Source organism: Cylindrospermum stagnale PCC 7417, assembly GCF_000317535.1.
Taxonomy (GTDB): Bacteria; Cyanobacteriota; Cyanobacteriia; order Cyanobacteriales; family Nostocaceae; genus Cylindrospermum; species Cylindrospermum stagnale.
This window is the reverse complement of the sequence record NC_020050.1, coordinates 344,629-368,624: the sequence shown is the minus strand read 5'-3', so window position 1 is coordinate 368,624 and position 23,996 is coordinate 344,629. Positions and strand designations below refer to the sequence as shown.

General features: G+C 40.1%; 16 protein-coding genes and 3 pseudogenes. 14 read left to right on the top strand and 5 right to left on the bottom strand.

Annotation, left to right across the window (positions count from 1 at the left end):
- Window positions 1-275 precede the first annotated feature (275 nt).
- Window positions 276-494, bottom strand: a complete 219-nt coding sequence (locus CYLST_RS31015; protein WP_015328480.1) for a hypothetical protein — start codon at window positions 492-494, stop codon at window positions 276-278.
- Between the two features lie 132 nt (window positions 495-626).
- Between CYLST_RS31015 and CYLST_RS31010 the strand changes: the two genes are divergently transcribed.
- On the top strand, window positions 627-1,499 hold the full coding sequence (locus CYLST_RS31010) for a hypothetical protein (protein ID WP_015328479.1): 873 nt from the start codon (window positions 627-629) through the stop codon (window positions 1,497-1,499).
- Between the two features lie 327 nt (window positions 1,500-1,826).
- Entirely contained in the window at window positions 1,827-2,051 is a 225-nt protein-coding gene (locus CYLST_RS31005; protein ID WP_051056216.1) for a hypothetical protein, read from the top strand.
- Between the two features lie 86 nt (window positions 2,052-2,137).
- Here the strand turns inward: CYLST_RS31005 and CYLST_RS31000 are convergent.
- Window positions 2,138-2,344, bottom strand: a pseudogene (locus CYLST_RS31000) (sensor histidine kinase); the annotation flags it as partial.
- Window positions 2,329-3,492, bottom strand: a complete 1,164-nt coding sequence (locus tag CYLST_RS30995) for an NACHT domain-containing protein (protein WP_157162744.1) — start codon at window positions 3,490-3,492, stop codon at window positions 2,329-2,331. The gene CYLST_RS30995 and the pseudogene CYLST_RS31000, both read right to left, overlap by 16 nt.
- Before the next feature lie 191 nt (window positions 3,493-3,683).
- On the opposite strand from CYLST_RS30995, the gene CYLST_RS30990 reads away from it, so the two are divergent.
- On the top strand, window positions 3,684-4,484 hold the full coding sequence (locus tag CYLST_RS30990; RefSeq protein ID WP_015328477.1) for an IS5 family transposase: 801 nt from the start codon (window positions 3,684-3,686) through the stop codon (window positions 4,482-4,484).
- On the opposite strand, the gene CYLST_RS30985 is transcribed toward CYLST_RS30990, so the two are convergent.
- Complete coding sequence (locus tag CYLST_RS30985) at window positions 4,421-4,789, bottom strand: hypothetical protein (RefSeq protein ID WP_015328476.1); 369 nt, start codon at window positions 4,787-4,789, stop codon at window positions 4,421-4,423. The genes CYLST_RS30990 and CYLST_RS30985 overlap by 64 nt on opposite strands.
- 297 nt (window positions 4,790-5,086) lie before the next feature.
- Window positions 5,087-5,830, bottom strand: coding sequence for a tetratricopeptide repeat protein (locus tag CYLST_RS30980; RefSeq protein WP_015328475.1), 744 nt, complete (start codon window positions 5,828-5,830; stop codon window positions 5,087-5,089).
- Window positions 5,831-6,187: 357 nt separating this feature from the next.
- Here CYLST_RS30980 and tnpC point away from each other — a divergent pair, with 357 nt between their 5' ends.
- The 11 genes and pseudogenes from tnpC (at window position 6,188) to CYLST_RS30930 (ending at window position 23,976) form a co-directional block, all read left to right on the top strand.
- On the top strand, window positions 6,188-7,729 hold the full coding sequence (tnpC, locus tag CYLST_RS30975) for an IS66 family transposase (RefSeq protein WP_015328474.1): 1,542 nt from the start codon (window positions 6,188-6,190) through the stop codon (window positions 7,727-7,729).
- A gap of 81 nt (window positions 7,730-7,810) precedes the next feature.
- Window positions 7,811-9,517, top strand: a complete 1,707-nt coding sequence (locus CYLST_RS30970) for an ATP-binding protein (RefSeq protein WP_041234119.1) — start codon at window positions 7,811-7,813, stop codon at window positions 9,515-9,517.
- A 137-nt stretch (window positions 9,518-9,654) separates the two neighbouring features.
- On the top strand, window positions 9,655-10,440 hold the full coding sequence (locus tag CYLST_RS30965; RefSeq protein ID WP_015328472.1) for a ParA family protein: 786 nt from the start codon (window positions 9,655-9,657) through the stop codon (window positions 10,438-10,440).
- A complete protein-coding gene (locus CYLST_RS30960; protein ID WP_015328471.1) occupies window positions 10,440-11,558 on the top strand; it encodes a ParB/RepB/Spo0J family partition protein in 1,119 nt (372 codons plus the stop codon). Before CYLST_RS30965 ends, CYLST_RS30960 begins: the two co-directional genes overlap by 1 nt.
- A gap of 15 nt (window positions 11,559-11,573) precedes the next feature.
- Window positions 11,574-12,015: pseudogene (locus tag CYLST_RS30955) on the top strand (IS110 family transposase); the annotation flags it as partial.
- A 39-nt stretch (window positions 12,016-12,054) separates the two neighbouring features.
- A complete protein-coding gene (locus CYLST_RS30950) occupies window positions 12,055-12,432 on the top strand; it encodes a helix-turn-helix domain-containing protein (protein ID WP_041233187.1) in 378 nt (125 codons plus the stop codon).
- Between the two features lie 67 nt (window positions 12,433-12,499).
- Entirely contained in the window at window positions 12,500-13,000 is a 501-nt protein-coding gene (locus CYLST_RS30945; protein ID WP_085960646.1) for a transposase, read from the top strand.
- Between the two features lie 16 nt (window positions 13,001-13,016).
- Window positions 13,017-13,383 (top strand): annotated as a pseudogene (locus tag CYLST_RS36910) (hypothetical protein); the annotation flags it as partial.
- 233 nt (window positions 13,384-13,616) lie between these two features.
- Window positions 13,617-17,159, top strand: a complete 3,543-nt coding sequence (locus tag CYLST_RS30940; RefSeq protein ID WP_015328470.1) for an AAA-like domain-containing protein — start codon at window positions 13,617-13,619, stop codon at window positions 17,157-17,159.
- Between the two features lie 261 nt (window positions 17,160-17,420).
- Window positions 17,421-22,457 (top strand): TcdA/TcdB pore-forming domain-containing protein, encoded by a 5,037-nt coding sequence (locus CYLST_RS30935; RefSeq protein ID WP_015328469.1) that lies wholly within the window; start codon window positions 17,421-17,423, stop codon window positions 22,455-22,457.
- Between the two features lie 805 nt (window positions 22,458-23,262).
- Window positions 23,263-23,976 (top strand): hypothetical protein, encoded by a 714-nt coding sequence (locus tag CYLST_RS30930; protein WP_015328468.1) that lies wholly within the window; start codon window positions 23,263-23,265, stop codon window positions 23,974-23,976.
- Window positions 23,977-23,996: the final 20 nt, after the last annotated feature.

Here is a 23,996-nt window from a genome sequence, read left to right as displayed (position 1 = left end):
ATCATTGGAACCTAAATCCATCTGATAATCGACCGGAAAATCTTGCTCCTCTATGCAGTGGTTGTCACCTCTACTATCATCGATTTGGACGGGGAAATATATCCCCTGGTCAGTTGGAAATTGAATTTACAGTTGGAAATTGAATTTACAATTGAAAATTGAACTCCATTTGGAAAATTCAAGTTCTCAAAATGCTCCTCAGCCAGGAAAAATATTGAATTTTTGACTACAGCCTACACCTTATCTAATAAATAATTCCTGTACCTAAGTTGCAATTAACTTACTTGGGTAGTTTTTCTAGCAACCAAATATTGCTCGACCGCTTCGCGAATCAAATCGGGTATTGTGCATTTTTCCTGCTCGGCCAAGTTTTTGAGATGCTGCTTCATTTGCGGATGCATCAGCACCTTCACCTGTTCTGAGAGCGGCTCATCTCTGCCATAGTCAAAGCGATACTTGGTTCCAAAATCGGGATTGCCACCAGGTCTCGCCATTAGTTCCACACTTGTAACGACAATCTAATTATATCGCAACTGGCATCAGGCAAATATTTCTGAATCTGAAACCTTAATTGCGTGGTACTACATTATAATGGTGAGTATATCCAGACCGGGAGCGCAAGTGAGATGATTAATGCGCCGCTTGACTTGACTGCCACCCCCAACAGTGAAAATTTGGCTCTTGATGCTACAAAGAGTAATGCTGCTAATACAATCGCAATATTTGCTACTGAAGAACTAACTGAGGAAGAAGAGCGCGATCGCCTGCATTTAGAGCGTCAAGTAGAGAGGGCATTCTACGAAGCTGGTAAAGCTTTGAGACAATTGAGAGATAGAAAGCTATATCGTAACACTCATAAAACTTTTGAGGAATACTGTAAAGACAGGTTTAGTTACAACCGTTCCCGTTCGTACCAACTCATCGACGCAGCATTTGTTGTGGACAACCTGGAAGAATGTCCACAAATTGTGGACATTTTGCCAACCGCCGAAGGACAGGTACGACCACTGACAAAGCTGGAAGCAGAGGAACAAGTTACCTGTTGGCAGGAGGCAGTAGAGTCGGCTGGTGGTAAAGTACCATCAGGACGCATTGTCAAAAGCATCGTGGACAAAATTCGCGAAAGAACTAAGCTACCTAACCCCTATCGTCTGGGAGAAGTCTGCCAAATCTTACCCAAAGATAATCCCGAACTCAAGGGCAAAAGTGGCTGTTGGGGAATTGTCACTCATCTGGGTGATTATAGTTGCACGATTACTACCTGGGATGGCGAGTATACGGTCAAGATAGAAAACCTCAAGTCCCTGGAGTGTATTGATGCTGAGTGCGAATATATGCAGCAATTGTGTCAGCGTCTTGTCAGGTTGCATCAGGTGGGTAATCTTGATGCTGCTGTGGGTTGGTTATTGGCTGGTTTAGGTAAGCGACAGCAACCATTTTTGACTCCACTGCAAGAAAAGTTACTGGCTATTGTTGAAGAAGAGTGTGGGCTGATCTAATTGCTTAAGTACAGGATTTTACAAGTTCGTAATCTTATTGAGTGCCGCTTTCGCCCTATCGGTAGCTCTTTCAATTCGCCACGGATTTATGAAATGCAGTAATAAAAAAATTAAATAAATCAGCTTAAAAATAGGTTTAATTATCAAGATATAGCAAAAAACAATGACTAGACAGCCTCACGACCAATTTGCAAAGCAATATTTAGAGAATTATTAGAACTTCCTGAGAATAATCTGTTACGCCAAGAGATACAAAAAATTATTGCTAATTGGCGCGTCATCACAGTCGAACAGAAAAATTTAACCGAAAAAGACCAGGAGTTAATTATGGCTTTATCAGAAGCTTATCAGCAATGGGAACAAAAAACTTTACAGCAAGGACAGCGGTTGGGTTTAGAAAATTTGTTGAAGGTGCGATTTGGTACTTTAGATGAAGAATTGTCTAGAGTAATTGAACCCCTACTACAGTTACCGCCAGAGGAATATACTCGCCTGTATCTACAGTTATCCTGTGGGGAATTGTTAGCAAGATTTAACAGTAGGTTAGATTGAACAACAGCAACACTATGTTACCCATAAAGTGCCTAAAGCAAGAGTATTTACTGAAGTACACTGTAGACGTGGCTAGATAAGCAACATCAGCAGCAAGTTGTTTGCACAGGTAAATAAACCGTGAAGATACTGCCTTTCCCTACAGTCGATGAAACGGAGATATTTCCTTGATGGGCTTCTACAATCTGACGGGACAAATATAATCCTAAACCGTTACCCCGACGCTGATGCTTGCCCTGTCGAAAACGATCAAATAAAAGTAATTGTTCTTCTTCACTCATGCCAATACCTGTGCACCTAACAAATGTACTGCTTGTAGAAGAGATGCTTTATCATCCAATGTTTTAATCATCCGAATAAAGTGAGAAATAATATCTTGTCTGTGTTGAGTACATTTTTCAAGGCAGTATGTAGATACACGGCGAGTCAGGTTATCTTGAGCAGTTTGACTTAGATCAAGCAAAGTGTTGAGTGATACTAAATTATCTGAAGAAATTTCAGACAATTTCTTAGCTAGAGTCAATTTAAGAGATTCATGTTCTGTGTCATGAATAAGCTCAGTAAGAGTAGAAATTGCTATTTTATTTCCTGAATCAATTTGACCTAAGAGATAAGCAGCTTTATACTTAACGTAAGTGCTACTTCCTAAAACACAAAGAATAGTTAAGCTAAAAATAGCAGCATTGTGGTCTGTAGCTAGTAAAATTTCTCTAGCTTCTTCCTCAACCAAGCTAATATGTTCAACGCAGCATTCAGAAATAAGCAATGCAATAACTGCGTAGGTTGCGCTAAAGCCAGAAAATTCAGCGAGACCAAGCGCTGCTAGAAAAAGTGATCTATACCAGTAGAAATTTCTACACCCATCGTTAAATGTAACTAATGCACAAATAAATTCTTCTTTTTGGCTCCTCGAAACCTTTGATTCTGGAAGCCCTAGCCATAGCAAGATTACTTCTTTCCAATGTGGGTCAAAAATTCGATAGACGCAATCTTTGCCATGATTTTCCTTAAAAGGATTGGGTTCTTGATTATTGTGGTTCAAGAAAAATTCCCATCTTGAAATCGCGTATGCTGAAAAATATTCTTGAAAAGTAGGGTGAAAAAACACATAAATCTCTTCATTAGTTTCAACAGTTCTGTGAACAAAAATCAACCAGTGCAGTTTTTCAGCTAACCTAAACAACGGTTCGCCCATAATCTCACAAGCAAAGCTTTTCTCAATTCCAAATCTAGATTTTTCTCGCTTTAATGCCTTTAGTGCTAGTTTTCCTAACTTTATCTCTAATTCCTGACGCTCTTCCCAACTTGGTTGAATTTCTGGTTTCCACTGATAAAAATTTTCTACAAATTGTTGATAAAGTGCGGCTTTCGTTTCTGGTAAATTGCCAGGTTTAAAATACCAAGCCTGACACAACATTGATAGTCTCAGCGGATTTTTCACCAAATCTCGAATGCGTTTATACTTTGGCTCATCTAATTTTTCACGTAGCGGTTCTGCTTGCTCTGCTCTGCCATGTTCAATTTTACTTGCTTCACTCAGAGGCTGTTCCTAAAGAAATGTAAAGGGTTGGGAATCAGATTAAAAGAACAAAAGAAAATAGATTATGGGGCGAAAGAATGGAGGTGTCAAACATGGCACGCGAACCATATCCCAGTGATGTAAATGATGCAGAGTGGGGAATTATCGAGCCGTTGCTTCCAGCTTCAAAACCTATTGGTCGTCGCCGGCAAGTAGATTTACGAGAAATCATCAACGGAATTTTCTATGTTTTACATGAGGGATGTACATGGCGTGCATTACCGCATGATTTACCACCTTGGCAAACGGTATACAACTACTTTAGACGTTGGCAACAGTTAGGAGTGTGGCAGGAAATCCATACACAATTACGAAATCAAGTTCGTAAAAGTATGAATAAAAAAGAAGATGCTACTGCTGCCATTATTGATAGCCAATCGGTGAAGACAGCCGAAAAAAAGGGGGAAGTATACGGTTATGACGGTGGAAAACAGATTAAAGGACGTAAACGCTTTATCCTGGTTGATACTTTGGGATTGGTGTTAGCAACTATTGTGATGGAAGCTAACTGCCCAGAGCGTTTAGGAGGTGCGGCCTTGGTGATGGAAGACCCAGCCACCGCTGAAAATTTAGTTGTGATTTGGGTAGACCTTGGTTTTAGTGGTGAAAACTTCGCACGAGTAATTCAACAGTTATGTGATGCCAACGTTGATGTTGTTTCTCGTCAATCACCTGAATTTCAGGTATTACCTAAGCGTTGGATTGTGGAGCGTACATTCGGATGGTGGAATCAATACCGTCGTTTGAGCAAAGATTACGAGCTTTTACCAGAAATCAGCGAGTCTATCATTTACACCGTCATGATTCGTTTGATGTTAAAACGGCTTTCAAAGTCCCGTTCTCGTGCTTCATAATCTTTTACAAACAGCCTCTTACCACCTTTCTTTTTGACTTGGGCAGCAATATCAAGTCCGAGTTTTTCACGGGCTGCATGACCGACCTTGGTAGAAATTCTTGAGTCCCGTAGCTGTAGTTTAATCCCGTATTCTTTGAAGATTAAATTCCGCAATTCCTTTAATATGGCTAATGCTTCTTGTTGTGGTGAAGCATTAGTTTCTTTTGATTTAGTTGCATTGGCAGTGTTATTTGCTTTCGCTGATGCTTTACTATTAGCTGCGTTGCGAGTATTGTTATTAGCACGAGTTTTGGCAATCGCCATTTTACAGCTTCCTTTAATCAAGTGAATTTTTCACGTCCTTGCCGCAATCGCGGCTTTCACATCCATTTCTATTTTCTCTTTTTGTAAATTTATGATTTACAAAAAATGCAATGGAAGAGATGGTGCAACGGTGAGGGGGTCACAAGGGGGCTAAAGTGATTGCTGTATAAGTTTTATAGTCCTCGAACCTTTTTGATAAAATGTCTGCTTAAATGTCTGCTTATTGGAAATAGAACTTAATAGCTAAATTCTTCAATTGTGTTACTACTGAATAGATAGCTAAATTCTTCAATTGCGTTACTTTAGTCGCTGACGAAGAGCATTAATGGAAGTAGAAACTTCCCTTTCTCCTGTTTTATCTTGGGTTGTTACACGCATCTTTAAAACAGCTTCAGCAGTGCCTAATGCTTCTTTTATTTTGCCACGTTGATATTGGAAAATAGCAATATTATAAAGTGTATCAGCGTCAGCTTTAATATCTGATGTTGATTGTGTTAGGCTTGATATATTATTAGGATTTGTCTTCTCAGACCCAAGGCTTTGAATCCGATTAGCGCTATTTAATTTAATTTGCCTTGCAATTTCTAAAGCTTGATCGTACTTTCCTTGATTTGCATAGACAAATCCAACACCAACAAGAATTTCACTTTGTATACTAGGTTTAATATCAGCAGAAATATTTGCTCTTTTAAGTGTTGTCAGAGCTAATTGCAAATATTCCATTGCTTGGGGATATTTATCCTGTTTGTCATACACCATACCTATAAAGTTTAAGGTCGATATTTCCTTTAGAGAATCGCCCATTTGACGGCGAAGTTTTAATTCTTTCTGTAGTGTAAATAATGCTTGTTGAGTTTGATTATTTTCATAATATTTATTAGCTAATTCTCGAAGTTTATCTGCTTCTGTTTGGCGAGTTTGTTGTCTTTGTGCTTGTGCTTGACTAAAATTATTGGAATTAAGCCATGTTACATCTGTCAAATTTAAAATCGTCGCTATCAGTACAGAGCTTAATATTTTAGTTGCGTAATATTTTTTCATCAGATTAATATTAAATACTCGACTTGCTTTTGTTCTTTCATTCCTCTGTCAATTGCTTGAGTAACTTGAGTTCTCAAGTCGTACCTATAAAGAGTTGATTAGAAGTGTTGATTTTGTCGTTCTTAACCTTAGCATAATATTTGGTAAAGAGAAATAACACAAGATATCGCACCAGAACTCGAAACAACCGTTAATTTGAGGTTGATAAATATAGCCAAGTGGTTACTAACCATTGTCCTTTTGGTTCAGACGCCAGCAATCAATTTGCTGTAAAAGGGGAAAGTAAATGGGTAACCGTTCAGGGGGTTAGAAGAGCGATCGTTAAAGATGACCCCAAAATCTGATAAATTCAGAGATATGGAACAAAAGCGCCTAAATCATGTAGAGCAGATACCCGCAGAAGATTGGGGAAAGACTCCAACCAGTGTCAAAAAACTGGTGGAGGAGATGGCGCAGCAAATAGAACAACAGTCAAAGAAACTAACGGAAGTCCTGAGTGTTCAAGAACAATTATTAGAAAAAATCAATCGGACTTCCGTTAACTCATCATCACCACCCTCAAGTGACCCACCAGGATTTGGAAAAAAGTGGCAAAAGACAAAAAGCGGTAAAAAGCGAGGGGGTCAGCCCGGTCACAAAGGAAATAGTCGGGACTTGTACCCAATCGAAGAATGTAGCTCAGTAATAGATCATCATCCAGAAGAATGCGGTAATTGTGGAGCCACCCTTACGGGAGTTGACACAAACCCCTATCGGCATCAGATAGTAGAAATTCCACCCATTAGTCCCATAGTCATCGAGCATCGTTTGCATCAATTGACCTGTATAGGATGTGGCACTAAGACCCGTGCCATATTACCAGAAGATGTGAACCTAAGTGGTTACGGAGTCAGAGTAGTAGCACTAGTGGCACTTCTGAGTGGAGTGTACCGCAATAGTCAAAGAATGGTACAAAGTGCCATGCAAGAAGTATTTGGAATCTCAATATCATTGGGAACCGTCAACAGACTGCGGCTGGAAGCGAGTAATGCCGTGGCAACCTGTGTAGATGAAGCCAAACTATATATTCAAAACGCAAACATCGTCGGAGCGGATGAAACCAGCTTTAATCAAGGAAATATTGACGGCTTTAATCCTGAACAACGAAGAGCCTGGTTATGGGTTGCAGTCACCCCCCTAGTTACATTTTTTGAAATAGCCCTGACCCGTTGTACCCAAGGGGCAAAAAATTTATTGGGTGAAAACTTCAGGGGAATTTTGAACTCTGACCGTCATGGGGCTTACAACTGGGTAGATTTAGAACGACGGCAATTGTGTTGGGCGCATCTGCGTCGGGAATTTATCAAAATATCGGAACGTTCTGGAGTCTCGGCAGAATTGGGAACAATTCTGGTGAAACAACAAGAGAAGTTGTTTGAACTTTGGCATCGAGTCCGAGATGGTACTTTATCTCGTGGTGATTTTGTGGAGTTGGTTCAGGAGATTCGCTCATCCATCAGAGCCACGTTGCTTGAAGCTGACGAATACCAGATTACAGCACGGGAAAAAACACCCTTGGCAAAAACAGTTCGCACTTGTCGTCAACTGCTCAAAGTTGAGTCAGCGATGTGGTTATTTGTGACAACTGTTAGTGTCGAACCCACTAATAATGCTGCTGAACGAGCTATTCGTCCTGCTGTAATCTGGCGACGGACTAGTTTTGGCTCTCAAACTCAGGCTGGTAGTGTTTTTGTGGCTCGGATGTTAACTGTGTTGACAACTCTCAAGTCCCAAAAGCGCAATGTTTTGGAGTTTATGACTCAGGCTGTTGTTGCGGCTCGTGGTGCTAAAACTGCACCTTCTTTACTTCCAGAAACTGCTACTTGTTCTGATGATTCTGACTTGTTGAATGCGGCCTAATTTTATTGCTTGATTTTGAGGATGGTTTTTCGTCTTCTTTATACCCCCTGAACGGTTACGTAAATGGTTAAAGTCACGTTTATGAAATTGATGACAGACTGGCCTGCTCTGGCTGACCAAAATACGGCAATTGTGGCTGTGGAGTATTATACGCCTGACAGAATGCAGATATTACAACAGTTTTACCATTGGGGTGAGGAGCGGTCTTTGTCAGTTTTTGTCTGGAATCCTGGTTACGCTGGACTACAGCAATTGATTCAGCATCAAGGTCAGTACATCTTACAGTCAACGGACAGGGGTAAAGACGAAGACATTATTCAGTATCTTCTGGAGGAATATCAACCGGGTATTTATTTACTGGAGGGAATGCTAAATGAGGGTGATGGTAGCAAAATTAGTCAAAAACGTAGCTATCAATTACTTAATGCCTGTCATCAAGCTCTCTGGATTCAGCAAGATAATTACTGGGTGTTACTGGAAACTTACGTTCAACTACCTCTAGAATTACAGCCTTTTATTCCTGTACTGTCTAATCCACTTCCAGACCAACAGCAGGTGCAGCTGCAGCTGGTTGTACAGCAGTTTTGCGATGCCTATAGCCATCCCCAGCTTCAGCAATATGCAAAGTGCGATAGCGTTCGCGAAGCGTGTGCTTTGCACTCAGCGCTGCTGCGTTCGCGTAGCGGACGCACCAGAAGCGCAGATCGCCTACGGCACAGCGCAGCTGATCGCAATTCTTGGTTAAAGACAACAGAAAAAACAGAAGCATTGCGATTGCTCTTTCGTGCCTGTCAGGGTTTACCCATAGGCGAGATAAATATGCTATTACAGCAATGTTTGGGTTTTGCAGAGCAGCTTGAGGAAATCGCCCAATTAGTGCTTGCTCATAAAGTTAACAAACTGCGGGGACGGGGTTTAGAGTACATTGCACAACCGGATGTACCTTCAGCCGGGGGTTTAGATTTACTGGAAAAAAGGTTGGCAACTATTACCTGTCTACTGCAACCAGAAGCGCAAGAATATAACTTGAAGTTCCCCACGGGAATGTTGCTATGGGGGCCACCAGGGACGGGTAAAAGTCTCTCTGCTAAGTTAGCTGCTAAGAAAATGGGATTGCCATTGTTAGCGGCTAATTGGGGTGTACTGTTGGGTAGCCCTAACCCTGACAGAGCATTAAAAGAGTTTATTGCTTTGGTGACATCCCTTGCTCCCTGTGTACTCTACTGGGATGATTTTGATAAGGGTTTTGCTGGCTGGGACTCCAATGCAGATGGAGGTGTAGCACGGCGGTTGTCTGCGGCATTGTTGACTTGGATGCAAGAGCATCAAGAGCCAGTTTATACCGTTGGTACTGTCAACCGCTTAGAAATGCTCCCTGCGGAATTAGTGCGTCGTTTTGATGATATCTTTTTTGTGGATTTACCCCATGAAGGGGCAAGATATGAAGTTTTCAATCTACATTTAGCTAAGTATTTTCCAGTATTTCGAGACAATAATTCACCTTGGAGTGATGAGCAATGGCGTAGGCTGTTGGCTGAGTATAGAATTTGTACACCGGCTGAGATTGGTAATGCTGTGCGTCGTTGTGCTGAGGAGGCTTTTTATCAAGGTAGACCAGGGGTAATTGAGTTTGAGAATTTGCTGAAACAGCGACAAGAATTTACACCTGCTATGGAGCGAGAATCAGAACAGATACAGGCTATTCGCAATCAGGCTATTTATGCTCAACCTGTGTCGAGTGAGGACGTTTCTCGATTTGCTTATCAGCATCAGGAGTTGTTTGGGTGATCCGAATATGATTTTTGAGATTCATATCCTGTCGGATTTTAAAATCCGACATCTATTAAAATTCTCAAACTTATTTTTGTCGGATTTTAAAATTCGACAAAGAATTGATATAGTGAAACTAAGCTTAAGTAATTTTTATGAAACAGATAGTTCTCGCGCTCCTGGCTAATGCTGGTGGAGTAGGTAAGTCTACCATCAGCACACACATTGCCTATGAAGTAAGTAAGCGGGGTTATACAGTAGCTATGTTAGATTTAGACCCCCAACGGTCATTGGATGTGTTTTGTGGTTTGTCACCAGCCGAAGCCAATTTAACTACAGTAGAGTTACTTTCTAAGGATTTTAAAGGTGATTGGTCATTAGTACCAGTTTGGGATTCCAAAGTTGAGGTGTGTCAAGGACATCCCTTGTTGGCTGAAATAGCTAATGAACTAGTTATCAGAAAACGTGGAGAATATAGTCTAGCGGACAAACTAAATAAATATTCATTACCTCACAACTTAATTATTTTGGACTGTCCTGCAACTTTGGGTATGCTAAATGTCAATGCTTTAGCCGCTGCTACTCATGTTTTGGTTCCAGTACAGTTAGAGATGAAAGCTATTTCTGGTTCGGCAGAGTTAGTTGAATGGTGTATTTCCACAAGTGACGAGTTACAACTGGAACCACGTCCACCAATTTTAGGATTTGTTCCCAGTATGTATAACGGAGTAGTAGCTATGCACAGGCAATACCTGGCACAGTTACCTGCAATTGCTGAGAGATTAGGGATAAAGTTGTATCCAAAAATCCGGAGTTCTAACGAGTTTAAAAATGCTAGTGCCTATGGATTACCATTGCACAAGTATCGTCCCAAGCATCCTGCTTGCAAAGATTTCAAGTTAATTGTTGATGATGTAATTGCATTAATTAAGGAAAAATAATGGCAAAAGTATTACCGCAGATCGGCGATAAATTTAAAGGGGCAGTACAGAAAACCGATCAAGAGCAAAGAATTACGGATTTGCAAGCTGAAGTTGAAAGGTTACGTGCATTGCGATCGCCAGAATTAGAGACAGAAATCGCCAAACTGCGTGAACAATTGCAAACACAAACAGGTGAGATTGCCATTGATACAGGTTTAATTGACCCTAACCCTAACCAGCCAAGACAAACAATTACACAAGAGTCTATTCAGGCAAAAGCGAGATTACTAAAAAAACATGGGCAGATTACACCAGTAATTTTAGTTCCTCAAGATAACGGTCGTTATATGCTCTTGGACGGACAGTTACGTTGGTCAGGAGCAAAGCTATTAGGATGGGAGACTATTCGGGCATTAATCGTACCTCAGCCACAGGATTTAGACCAATCATCGTTATTGACTTTTTTAGGTTTTGAAGATTTAAACCCACTGGATAAGGCAGAAGCAATATTTAAAGAGATCACCAAATCAACTGGTTTAGAAATTGATGAGGTTGCTACAACTCTTGGTGCTGTACTTAAGCGGCTTGAACGTAATAATCAAGTCAAGGAATTAACAAAATTATTAATTGCTAGTAGTGAGGAGCAACAACAAGGTTTAGAAGTATTGGGTATTATGAACGAGGAGCAAGCTTTATTTTTAGTGTTCTTAGAATTTGGGTTGAATCCTGCTTCTGTTAAGTCCAATCTTTTACCAATGTTATCTTTGCCAGAAGATTTAAAAAAAGCAATTCGTCATCAAGAACTGAAAGGCGCTCACGCATTGGCATTAGCAACATTGTCGTCAAAAACATTAAAAATTTCGGAACAAGAGGCAGCTATAGAACGAATAAAAGCAACAGAGCAGGTGTTAAAAAAAAGTTTAACTGTACCGGAGACACGCGATTTAATTAAGGGCATTAAAGCTAAGTATTTAACATCAGAGCAATCGGAATCAAAAGAAATAAAAGGAATTATTCAAAAAATCAGTAGTGGATTATCTGAGATGACTTTAGCTAATGCTAGTCGTGAACAACTTCAATCTTTACAAGAAATCTTGTCACAGAAATTAAATGAAATTTGTAAGTTAATAAGATAAGTTTTTGGGGCAAAAAGAGCGATCGCTGCTGGAGAAAGAGACCCACAAATTTTAGCTGCCAAAAAGCATTACCGCGCTAAACCGTTCTGAAGCAGAAATTGCTGCAGCGTTGAATGAAGATTATCGTAGTGAGCATGTCTTTGTACTCCAACAAGAACTACAGATATACGATGTTTATCAAACTCAGATATCAGCTTGCGGCCGCCAAATACAGGAGTACTTGGCTCAATTTAGCGACAAAGTTAATCTCAACGAATCTCCGCTTCCTCAACCAAAGCACCCCCGCAATAAACCTCAAGGCAATGAACCTGCTTTTGATTTACGTACTCATCTTTACCGAATTAATGGCGTGGACTTCACTGCCATTGATGGTCTTGGTATCCTGACAGTGCAAACCATTATTTCTGAGGTCGGTTTAGATCCTAGCCGATTCCCAACTGTTACAGCACTTGCGTCTGTTATGAGGTACACTAAATTAAAATATAAATACCTTTAAATGAAGTCATACTCTGTCGAGTTTCGAGAAAAAATAGTTGCAGCACATCTTCAAAAAAACATCTCAATCAGGAAAGTAGCTAACATATTTTCCGTCTCAAAGAGTTTAGTGCAAAAGCTTGTAAAGCAACAAAAACTTGAAGGAAATTTACAACCAAAGCCGCGAGGGAAACCACAATTTAGTCATTTAACAAATGCGGAAGTAGAGTTAAGGGAATTAGTTGAAGCACATCCAGATGCAACATTGATAGAGTTATGTGAATTCTTGGCAGACAAGACTGGTAATTGGGTGGGTCGAAGTGCAATGTGTCGGGCCTTACAGAAATTAGGATTAAATCGTAAAAAAAACAAAGCGGAGTACCCAAGCCGGGACTCTTAGAGTCTTAAATTTAAGATTAGATTATTGGGAAAAGGTCAAACATATAGAGCCAGAAAATTTAGTATTTTTGGACGAAACTGGCGTTCTACTTGGGTTAACGAGGACTCATGCCCGTTCACAAATGGGAACAAGAGCTTACTCTCTTAACCCCTTCTATAGAGGTTCAAAAGTTACAGTAATTGGAGCAATTAGTATTAACAAAGTAGTTGCATTAATGACAATGAATAATTCAATGGATGGCAGGGCATTTGAATTATTTGTTGAGAAGTTTTTAGTGCCAAATTTATGGTCAGGAGCAGTAGTAGTCATGGATAATTTATCCGCACATAAACTAGATTCAATTGTGCTAATGATTGAAGCTGTAGGCGCGAAAGTTATTTGTTTATCCTCATACTCTCCCGATTTTAATCCAATTGAATTATGGTGGTCACAACTTAAATCTTTTCTACGCCGTTTCGCTCCAACTACAACGGAAATGGTTGATAAACTAATCTCAGTTGCACTCGACTTAATAAATCCTCAACAATTAAGAAACTGGTTTGCTAGTTGCTGCTACTGTACCTCATAATAGCCGGAAACGCTGTAAGCAGTTTACTTCTTGGCTTGGTCTTTGCCCTTGCAATCGCATCACTGGCCGTAAAGTTAAAAGTTCTCAAACTCGCTTTGTAGTCAACCCTGCTAAGTACCTGGACAGAATTAATTACATATTGGTTATTTACCAATTCTTTGCCAGTCAAGGATTTCAGCCCAGATGTTTGTGTAATTAATTTTGTCCGATTACTTACCAATGCTTTCCGAATGGCAGCACAAACAGCTGGCGAGAGCAATTCTGCTAATGGTGCTTTTTATCGTCGCTTACGTTCTCGCCTGGGTACACCCAAAGCTATCACTGCTACTGCTCATAAGTTGGCACGAATTTTCTACCGACCTTGGACATCTGGAGACGACTAACCTTCTTTCGTCAAACTGGGAATCACAAAAATAATTTCCTAATTTTCTCTCTTCAGATAGGTAGGGTAAAGGTTCCAACATTTTATTACTAACAAAATATGGCGAACATTTTGAAATATTAATAAATGGCTAAAAGCCTTGTAAAATAAAGGTTTCAAATTTTGCCTTGCGGAAAAAGAGATAATCAAAACTACTCTACCTTTAAAATAACTGACTTTAATAATCAACTTTTTATGACCCAATATAACTATCAACTCGGCGGTAGTTTAGCCATTGATGCACCTAGTTACGTACAGCGGCAAGCCGACTGGCAACTGTATGGAGCCCTGAAGCGAGGAGAGTTCTGCTATGTCCTCAACTCCCGGCAAATGGGCAAATCCTCACTGCTGGTGCGAACCAAGCATCGTCTTGAGCAAGAAGGCTTTCACTGCGCTGCCGTGGATTTGAGTGTAGTGGGGAGCGAACAAATTACTCCACTGCAATGGTACAAGGGATTCGTAGGTGACTTATGGCGACAGTTGGGGCTACTGGAAACCTTGAACCTGAAAACTTGGTGGCAAGAACGCAACGATCTCGGTTTACTGCAACGGCTGCGGTGGTTTATTGAGGAATTGCTACTGGTGCAGTTTCCCCAACAACAGTTATTTATCTTTGTTGATGAAATCGACAGTCTGCTGGGCCTTAACTTTTCGATTGATGACTTTTTTGCCTTAATTCGCTTCTGCTATAACCAACGGGCAATCAACCCAGAATATCAACGCATTACCTTTGCCATTTTTGGGGTAGCAACTCCCTCGGATCTAATTCGAGACAGAACGAAGACACCGTTCAATATAGGTCAAGCGATCGCACTCAAAGGGTTTGAGTGGGAGGAAGTAACTCCTTTAATTGCAGGGCTGGACAAGACCGTGTCACAGCCTGCGTCGGTTGTGAGGGCGATTTTAGACTGGACGGCTGGACAACCTTTTCTGACGCAGAAGTTGTGTCATTTAGTCGTGCAATTGAGTCAGGGGACAATGGGGCACGGTGGCTTAGATCCCATTCCACCAGGTATGGAATCGTTGTGGATTGAGAACTTGCTCAAAACTCGCATCATTGAGCGTTGGGAATCGCAGGATGAACCGGAACACCTGAGAACGATACGCGATCGCATTGAACGTAACGGTCAGCGGGCTGGCAGAATTCTCGGCATTTATCAAAAAGTTTTGCAAGATATTGAAATCAAAAGTGATGATAGTCAAGAACAGATTGAATTGTTACTCAGTGGCTTAGTCGTTAGACACGAGGGAATATTAAAGGTAAAAAATCGCATCTATCAACAAGTATTTAATCAGCAATGGGTTGAAACAAGATTAGCAGCATTGCGTCCTTACTCCCAGGCGTTTGATGCTTGGGTAGCTTCAGGGCAGCAGGATAAATCTCGCCTCTTGCGCGGACAAGCCTTAAAAGACGCTCAAACCTGGGCGCAGGGCAAAAGTTTAAGCGATTTGGACTATCAGTTTTTAGCAGCTAGCCAAGACGTAGACAGACAAGAATTACAATTATTTTTAGAAGCGGAACGGCTTAAGGAAGTAGAAGCTAGGCTGGAACTCAAGAAAAAAAATGCCAAACGCCAAGCTTATTTTATCGCTGCACTTTCCTTCGCTTTAGTGAACGCGATCGCAGCCGGAATCTTCGCTTTTTCCCAGTACCAGAAAGCCCTCGCCAGCCAACGCAATGAAGAAATTGAAAAAATTCAAGGAATGGCTAGATATTCGGCAGCCCTCTTTGCCTTAGATAAAAGGTTAGATGCTTTAATTGAAGCGCTTAGGGCTAGAAGAGAACTCAAACACTTGGCACCAAGCGACCCGCAGACAGAAACAATGGTGGAGTTAGCCTTGCGACGGTCAATTTATGGAGCTGTTGAATCTAACCGCTTTTCGGGTGATGCCTCTGTCAAAAACGCATTAGATATCAGTTCTGATGGCAAGATGATTGCTGTGGCAACAATCGGAAATAGTGTCCAAATTTGGCAGCGCGATGGTAGGTTGCTGGGTACCTTTAAAGGATATGAAGGTCCAGTTATAGGCGTGGCCATCAGCCCCAACGGTCAGATCATTGCTTCATCAAACGGAGACACAACCGTCAAACTCTGGCAACGTGACGGCATTCTCGTAAAAACTTTGACAGGGTTTAAAGCAGCAGCTGGCAAAGTTAAGTTTAGTCCTGACGGAAAACTGATTGTTTCTTCTAGTGGGGACGGTACGATAAAACTTTGGCGCAGCGATGGCAGATTGCTTAAGACCATGAAGCATGGCGTAATCAACACACCAGTAGTTTTTAGCCCAGATGGAAAGCTGATAGTCTCGGCTGCTGACAACGGCACTTTAAAACTCTGGCAACCAGATGGCACGTTATTGAAAACACTTTCAGGTATTCCATCTCCTGTTTTCTCAATTGCCTTTAGTCCTGACGGCAAAACCATGGCAACCGGCGATGGAGACAGCAAGCTGCAACTGTGGCAGCGTGACGGCAGTTTGTTAAAGACTTTCACCGCACACGACGCGGCAATTAACGCCCTAGCGTTCAGCCCGAATGGGCAGATCGTCGTCTCTGGCTCTGATGACAAGATGCTAAAATTTTGGCGCAAGGACGGTACTTTGTTGAATGCCATTAAAGGTCATGATAGTGGCATTCTAGATCTGGCATTTAGTTCCAGTGGCGACACACTATACTCTGCATCTTTGGATGGCACTGTAAAACTGTGGAAATTACGCAATCGGTTGCTGACCATTCTGCGGGGACATACGGAGGGAATTTGGGGAGTCGCTTTTAGTCCCGACGGACAGTTAATCGCTTCATCGAGTCCGAAGGAGACAATCCTCTGGCGCAAGGACGGGAGTAGCTATCGGCGCTTAAAAGGACCAAGCCCTCGGTCGAGTTCAGTTGCTATCAGTCCAGATAGTCAAACGATCGCTAATGTTGGTGCAGATCAATCGGTCAAGCTTTGGAGGAAAGACGGTACATTGCTTCATAGTCTCAAAGGGCATCTGGGTAGTATTAGGAAAATCGCTTTTAGCCCTGACGGTAAGATGGTTGCATCTTCGAGTAGCGATCGCACAATCAAACTTTGGCGCGTCGATGGTAGCGAAATCGCTACTTTTAGAGGACACACGGCTGGGACTTGGGGGGTTGCTTTTAGTCCCGATGGTTCGACACTTGCATCGACCAGTGGTGACAAGACAGTTAAGCTTTGGCGTTTGGCTTCGGTTTTGAATCGCAAGCGTGAGCTAGATTCTCGATCGGAGGTCACAAGTGAGGATAGCTTAATCAAGACTCTTCAAGGTCATAATAGTACAGTCATTGACGTAGCTTTCAGCCCTAATGGCGAATTGATTGCTTCGGTGAGTGAAGACAGGACGGCTAAACTTTGGAGTCGTGACGGCAAGTTACTGCATACTTTTAAGGGACATGATTCTGGGATTTGGAGTGTAGCGTTTAGCCCTGAGGGCCAGACGATCGCTACAGGCAGTAATGATGGCATGATTAAACTCTGGAAGAGTAATGGCACATTTCTGGCAAATCTAATTGGACATAGTGGTGGGGTGAAGGGATTAGCTTTCGCTCCTGACGGCAAAACTTTGGCCTCGGCTGCTGAGGACAAAACAGTAATTTTGTGGAATTTAGAGCAGTCTGTTGAGCTAGATCAGGTGGTAGCGGCGGGTTGCGACTGGGTGCGAGATTATCTGCGGACTAACGCAGAGTTGGCACAGAAAGACAGGCAACTTTGTCAATAGTCATTCGCGATCTGCCCAAAGGGCAGCAGCGAAGCTATCGCACCTCTTGGAACCAACTTTTAGCTCTAGTTGGGGCATTAATTGACCAATTTAGTATATTGACAAAGGCCATTAATTGTGAATGAAAGGCTTTACAGCAATATAACTTTACACAAACATACCAACTTTATCTATTGCTCATTGAGGTAAAAAACTGCATAGTACAATCATATATTCAAGAAAAGCAGTTAATTGCTTTTCAATTATTTTTGAGGAAAAAAAATGTCATTGTCAAATTCATCGAACCAAACACAATTTGATTTAACCGAAAAATCACAGGCGGAAACAGCCACTACAATTAATACAATTAATACAGTTAATCAAGATTTTATAATTCTTACACTGGAGTACAAAAAATTTAAACAAGCTCTTAAAACACTTGCACTCGAGAAAAATATTAATTTAGAAACGTCATATCTCATTCTTGAGAATACGAAAAAAATTGGCGATACATATGAACTTCAATTTTTTGTAATCGGCTCACAAGTGGCTAGAAAAGTTGAGACTAATGATCCTGTTTTTTACTCATTTAAAGAGACGTTCAATACTGCTTTAAATAAGGCTAGACTCATAACCCAGGATGAAAAACCAACTCGCTCAACTAGAGCTTTAGGACCATCATTACAAATAGAAGCTTTAGAAGTAATTGATTCTGCCAGTTGGGGAACAGCTATTTTAGCATTTATAGAATACGCTAATAGTGATGAAGAAATTTCTTCTTTAACAACAACTTTACAAATACAGGCATATTATGGACTTTTTCAATCTGGTCTTACTCTAGGACAAGGAGTTTTCTCAATTACTCAAGTAATGAGCGATCTAGCCGGAAATAAATTTATATCTCTCAGTGAAAAGATAGGGAATAAAATTTTACTTGCTGCTAAAGGCGCTGACGGCTTAAAGAAAACGGCCCTCAATGCAATGGGAAAAATTGTCTCTAATTCATTGACTATTGCCACTGGAGTTTTTAGTATCGTTATAGATAGTATCGCCCTTGCTAAGTTAGATCCAAAAGATCCGAGATTCAATAGCTCCGTAATGAGCTTATCTTTTAATGTCATTTCCCTTGGCTTAGGATTAGTTTCTATCTTTGGTGGATCTGTGGCTAGTTCTTTTGCCGGAGGTTTAGCCGTTCCTCTTGCAGGTTTGGCCATCGCTTTGGGAGGCTTAATACAAATAACGGATTCGCAATGGGAAAGATGCAGGCGTCTTGGGGAATATACCTTAGAATTGGAAAGAAGTTATGATGATTTTCTAAAGTCAAATCAAGGAACAGAACTTAATCTAATTGATAGCTATGTGACTGTACGTGAGGTTAATTTAAAAACTCGAAAAGTGCAATTATGGACTCCTTGGCTTCCCAAGTTTTACCCACCAAGTCCAATGACTGTATTTAGTGTAGGAACTGATAAGGGTGATCCATGGGAAGTAAATTATAAAAAATTTACTGGAAAAGATTTACCTCTGACCAAAACGTTCAATGGGGGTGTCGAAGAAGTTATTCTGCCTATCCTTCCACACTATAAAATCCATATAGAGAAGATGGGAACTGGGACGAAGTATCACCGCCATGATAAAGAAATAATGGCATTACCAAAGCTCTCTGGTAGCCCAAAGGTTTCTTGGGGCTTCTTGGGTGTTGGATATCAAATTGGATTTACTAACCGTGTCGGAGGACCGATAGAATATTTGGAAACAACGGTAAAAGTTATTGGAAGTGACGGCAGTGATATTTTAATAACTCCCTCCCTAGAAGAGAAAGCCTTAGACGTAATTGATGCTGCCAGTTGGGGAACAGCTATTGTGGAGGCAGTTTCGGAGGCAATTGAGCCTAATAATTTTATTCGTGCGATTAGAAATCTATTGACTTATAACATTGAGAAATCTAAAGGTTCTTGTATGCTTGTCGTATCTAAATATGCCAAGTATCAAATCACTCTAGGAAAAGATGCTAGTTTATTGCTGAATTTCTCAGCAGTTGATAATTTTGATCCAGATTATGAAAAACGTAAAATAAATTTTGATAATAATAACTGGGTAGCCATAAACCCCCTACAAGGGGAAAAGCCCATTGATCAAATTATCATTCTTGACAACCAAGGAAAATGCCTAAAAGTTAATTTTTCTGCCAAATCTCAGGAAATTCTTTGGATTGATTCGGAGTTATATCACAAAGCTACTAATAAGTCCATTGAAAAGGAACTGATGACTGGGAAAAATATCCATCCTTCTATCGATTCTACTGTCACGATTCCCATCAGAAATGCTGCCAAACATTACCAGACAAAACCTTCTACAAGATGTTCTTATGGTTTTTATTTCCGGAACAAGAATGCTATCCAGTTTTTAGATGCTCCTGGCCAATTACCAAGTAGTTTAAACGTTATTAAATGTTTACCAGATCAAGTCATGCTTCGCCAGCAAGTAACTAATAATCCAAATTTACCTAGCGAAGACTTTTATTACTACGTCAAAAAGGATGATGGTAGTTTTAAAATTGAATTTTCTGGCGAACCCCATTCTCAAACTTTAGACTACTTAATAACGGGTAAAATACCATCGCCACGGAAGGGAATCTTAAAAGATGGTTGTCCAAATTGTGGTTCGGGCAATATAGAATATACGCCAGATCATCCAGATTATATTTATAGCGATCCCTTGCGTTGTCTAGACTGTAATTTTCAGTTTACTCGTTATTATCGCTCAAATCTTTTAACAGCAAGTAATGTGGAAGAAATTCACGCTATTTTATTGAAGTGGAGTAGCGACAGCAATGAGGTATATTCTAACTATATCAATCTTCTTATCGAGGCTTCCGAAAGCAATTATAATGCTGAACAATCTGAAGTAAAGCAAAAGATACAACAACTTTCACAACAAGTTATTCAGGAATTCAACAATAGTGAAAACGGCAACGAAAAACGGGCAATATTAAACCAAATCTATTGGAGTTTAGCAACACACTTCGAAAGGGACTATCTCAAGGCTTTTTTAAGACCAGGAATTTCTTTACAAATATCAGTTTCTCCACCGGATAATCTACCAAATATTGCCTATGTCTATCAATCTGAGCCATTTTCTTATTCGGCAAGATTAATTAGTGACTTTGTTAGCAATTGGAGTTGGTCGGAAGGTATATTCTCTGATATACAACGATATCATTATCGTATTACTAGCCCTAGGCTTAATGATAGATATGACAAGCAATGGATAGAAGAGACAATGTATTATGCAGAACTTACTTGTCAGCGATTAATCAATGAACCTGGACAAAGGAAACTGAACGAATTCATTGAATTTGATCAGACTTTAAAAGTCTGTGGAAAATTTTGGTTACGAAAGATTTTAAAACGCCCAGTAGCTAATTTACTGCCCAAAGTTTATGACGAGAATGCAATTTTAACCTTAAATCCTGAAGTGCCTGAAGTGAATTTAGTAGATCAGCTTGTCTTAAACGAACAAGAAAATCTAATTCTCTTAAACGAACAAGAAAATCTAATCGATGAAATACTCTTAAATCAAGAGGAGAATATACCGGATGATATACCTTTAAACCCAAAAGAAAGGCAAGTAGTTCAATACCGTTTACTAGATTGGGCTTTATTGTATAGTGAGGATAATAATCCTCAAGGCAATTTTATAGCAAGATATATCTCACTAATTTTTGATTGCTATCAAAAACCTCAGTATTTGACTGATCAATATCAGCTATACCTAGATGTATATGCACAAGAGGTTAATCGTAAATTAAACGATAAACCAGAACAACTCGAAAAATTAATAGAACTGTATCAAAATTTCAAAACTCGGCAAAAACTTTTTGTCAAGGAAATTTTAAGAAGTCCCCTCGCTAATTTACTTGCTGAATCTTCTAGTGTTACTCCTCCCTTAAATCCAGAGGAAAATGTATCATTAACTCTAGAGGAAAAGATACGAATTTATGATCTTTTACGGGAGTGGACTGGAGGTGGTTATCGTACCATAGATGATTACATACGCCTTGTTTTTCAAGCTGATGAAAATCCTCAATTTGCCGAGGAACAGAAAGAAATAATAGAGATAAAGTCGCATGAGATCACTGAAGAATTAAAAGAGCTTCCTGGACAACTCGATGACTTAAAACAAATCTATCAGGCTTTAAACACACCAGAACAGATTTTTGTACGGCAAATTTTAAGGACTCCAGTGTCTAATTTACTCTTAGAAGTTATAAAACTTGATCATGAGAGTGTTTCCTTAAATCAAGAGCAAAAGAGGCAAGTTTATAATCTTTTATTAGATTGGACTCAAAGTGAGTTTGCTGACTATGGTTTGATGTCTGAATATATACATCTTGTTTTTTACGCTTCTCAAGATCCTCAACTTGTCAGGGAACGTAAGATGGAAATAGATCACTTTGTACAAGATTTTAGTTCGCAATTAAGTAATAACCCCGTAAAACTCGAACGATTAAGACAACTCTATGGGGAATTAAACACTCAAGAACAAATTTTTGCACGGAAACTGCTAAAGACTCCTGTGGTTAATTTACTTCTACCTGATAATGAGAATGTTTCCTTAAACCTAGAAGTTAATGTCTCATTAAATCAACTAGAGAATGTTTCTTTAAACCAAGAGCAGAATGTTCCCTTAAACCTACAAGAAAAGATCCGAATTTATGATCTTTTAAAGGAGTGGACGGAGGAAGAATATGGTTACTCTCATACGTTGTACGAGTATATAAACCTTGTTTGTGAAGCCGCTGAAAGCCCTCAACTTGCAGAGCAAGTCAAGGAAAAAATAGATATGGATTCACACCAGGTTAGTTGGGAATTAATCGAGGCAGAAGATCCGATAAAATTAGAGAAATTAAAACGACTCTCTCTGATCTTAAAAACGCAGGAAAAAGTTTTTCTACGAGAACTTTTAAAACCCCTTATTGCTCATTTACTTCCTGATCCTTATACTGAGAAAGTATCACTAACTGAAGAAGAAAAGGAAGGAATTTATCATCTTTTAGGGGAGTGGCTTGGTGGACAACAAAGTGGTCTGATTTTCGACTATATAAATGCAGTTGTCAGTGCTTCCGTTCAAAATCACGAGGATGAAGAATCTCAGCTACGTTTAGATGATTTGTCATGTGACGTTAATCAAATATTAATGTATGATGAACCAGAAAAACTCCAACGATTAAAACAACTGTCTGAAAGTTTAGAAAAGCCTGAAAAAGATTTTTTACACGAACTTTTAAGACCAGTAGTAGCTAGTTTACTAAATTAGGGCTAGACTGTGCCGAAACGGGTAATTTGTACGCTAAGAAAACCTCAAAAACCTGAAATCCTTAACTATCAATAGTTTCATCAAGTGTCGACTCTGACTTTTCACGGTATGTGGAAAAGGTCATTTTAAGGATTTTCCAAGCCCTGATTTTTCATTCATAATTTTCATTAATCCACCATTTTTGAGAATAAAGCAGTGAAAAAAAGCTACGCAGTTTCGTGGTTTGAGGACTTTCCGTGAAAAGTCAGGTATAAATTGGGTTTGAGGGTGCGATCGCGACCGTGTTTGATGATATGGCTGGAAAATCAAGGGTGCGATCGCTTCTCTCGACAGTCGAAGTGCTTCTTGGAACCAACCTAAACTTCTGGTTGGGAATTAATTCACCAATTTAGTATATTGACAAAAATCATTAATTGTGTTTTTTGTGGCTTACAGCAATATAACTTTACACAAATTTACCAACTTTATCTATTTCTCATTGAGCTAAAGAATTGAATAATAAATAGTGAGCTTGTTTTTTAGCATTTATGTTGGTAGCCTTTATGTTTATTTATGCCCACCTACTTAATCAAAATGACTAAATGATTCACAATTTACCCTTGGGATACGGTATTGTTGTTTAATACAATAATTTTGTAAAAAAGTAGATGAGCTTGAAACTGTGCAATCGCCTTTGGCGGGCGCTTTGCGCCATCGCTTCGGGCGGGGTGTTCGCGGAGCGTCTCGGAGAGAAGCCCATCGCCATCGCGCAAACAATTCAGTTAAATTCTCTTCAATTAGTCATTTAACTTAACTTCAAAAACTGATGGAAGTCAACAAAGTCAAACGGCTGAACTTTTCGGGTGTTTACATAGATGCGAAGTACGTGGAAAACGTCGAAAACTATCCAATTCAAAAGCGTACTGTCGTCGTCAATACCCAAGCTTCAGATGCTCACCTCAGCGAAGCTCCTGCCAGTATTATTCCCTCTTTCTCATCCACCATTCTTAACGATACCATCATCCAAAAAGCAGAATCCTTACTTTTGCTTGAGGTAGTTGAAACTAACAACATTGGCAAGATCATTTTTGAGCAAAACTGGGATTTATTAGGTAATCTTATTGACGGCTTTCCCAAAGATGTACCACTATGGCGTTCTCCTCAGGATGAAGCAGGAATCGTCAATCTCGATCCCTATTTGATGACAAGACAATCGAGTACACACCATCAAAAAGAAAATTTTTCCGTCAAAGTTAACTTATGGTTTGCTCCTTCTCATACCGATTGTGCTATCCACAATCAGCACGACTTTATCGAAACCCACACACAGATATTTGGTAGGGGCAGAATGCAGAAGTTCAAAGCTCAAGATTACGCCACTATCTATGAAGATCAGTTGATGAGTCCGGGTTTCACAACTTTTGTGCCATTTTGTCAAGTTGAAGAAAACAGCAAATATCTTTATCCGTGGCACCAATATTACGCAGATACAGATTGCATTTGGATGGCAATAGAGTATCACCCGTTGGCTAAAGCTTAAACTCAGTAACTCTATTTGAG

Excerpts from the sequence above, each read along its gene's own strand:
- CYLST_RS30940 (WP_015328470.1), top strand. The coding sequence starts at position 13,617 with ATGACCCAATATAACTATCAACTCGGCGGTAGTTTAGCCATTGATGCA.
- CYLST_RS30960 (WP_015328471.1), top strand. The coding sequence starts at position 10,440 with ATGGCAAAAGTATTACCGCAGATCGGCGATAAATTTAAAGGGGCAGTA.
- CYLST_RS30965 (WP_015328472.1), top strand. The coding sequence starts at position 9,655 with ATGAAACAGATAGTTCTCGCGCTCCTGGCTAATGCTGGTGGAGTAGGT.
- CYLST_RS30935 (WP_015328469.1), top strand. The coding sequence starts at position 17,421 with ATGTCATTGTCAAATTCATCGAACCAAACACAATTTGATTTAACCGAA.
- CYLST_RS30930 (WP_015328468.1), top strand. The coding sequence starts at position 23,263 with ATGGAAGTCAACAAAGTCAAACGGCTGAACTTTTCGGGTGTTTACATA.
- CYLST_RS30985 (WP_015328476.1), bottom strand. The coding sequence starts at position 4,789 with ATGGCGATTGCCAAAACTCGTGCTAATAACAATACTCGCAACGCAGCT.
- CYLST_RS30970 (WP_041234119.1), top strand. The coding sequence starts at position 7,811 with ATGAAATTGATGACAGACTGGCCTGCTCTGGCTGACCAAAATACGGCA.
- CYLST_RS31010 (WP_015328479.1), top strand. The coding sequence starts at position 627 with ATGATTAATGCGCCGCTTGACTTGACTGCCACCCCCAACAGTGAAAAT.
- CYLST_RS30950 (WP_041233187.1), top strand. The coding sequence starts at position 12,055 with ATGAAGTCATACTCTGTCGAGTTTCGAGAAAAAATAGTTGCAGCACAT.
- CYLST_RS31005 (WP_051056216.1), top strand. The coding sequence starts at position 1,827 with ATGGCTTTATCAGAAGCTTATCAGCAATGGGAACAAAAAACTTTACAG.
- CYLST_RS30980 (WP_015328475.1), bottom strand. The coding sequence starts at position 5,830 with ATGAAAAAATATTACGCAACTAAAATATTAAGCTCTGTACTGATAGCG.
- tnpC (WP_015328474.1), top strand. The coding sequence starts at position 6,188 with ATGGAACAAAAGCGCCTAAATCATGTAGAGCAGATACCCGCAGAAGAT.
- CYLST_RS30990 (WP_015328477.1), top strand. The coding sequence starts at position 3,684 with ATGGCACGCGAACCATATCCCAGTGATGTAAATGATGCAGAGTGGGGA.
- CYLST_RS31015 (WP_015328480.1), bottom strand. The coding sequence starts at position 494 with ATGGCGAGACCTGGTGGCAATCCCGATTTTGGAACCAAGTATCGCTTT.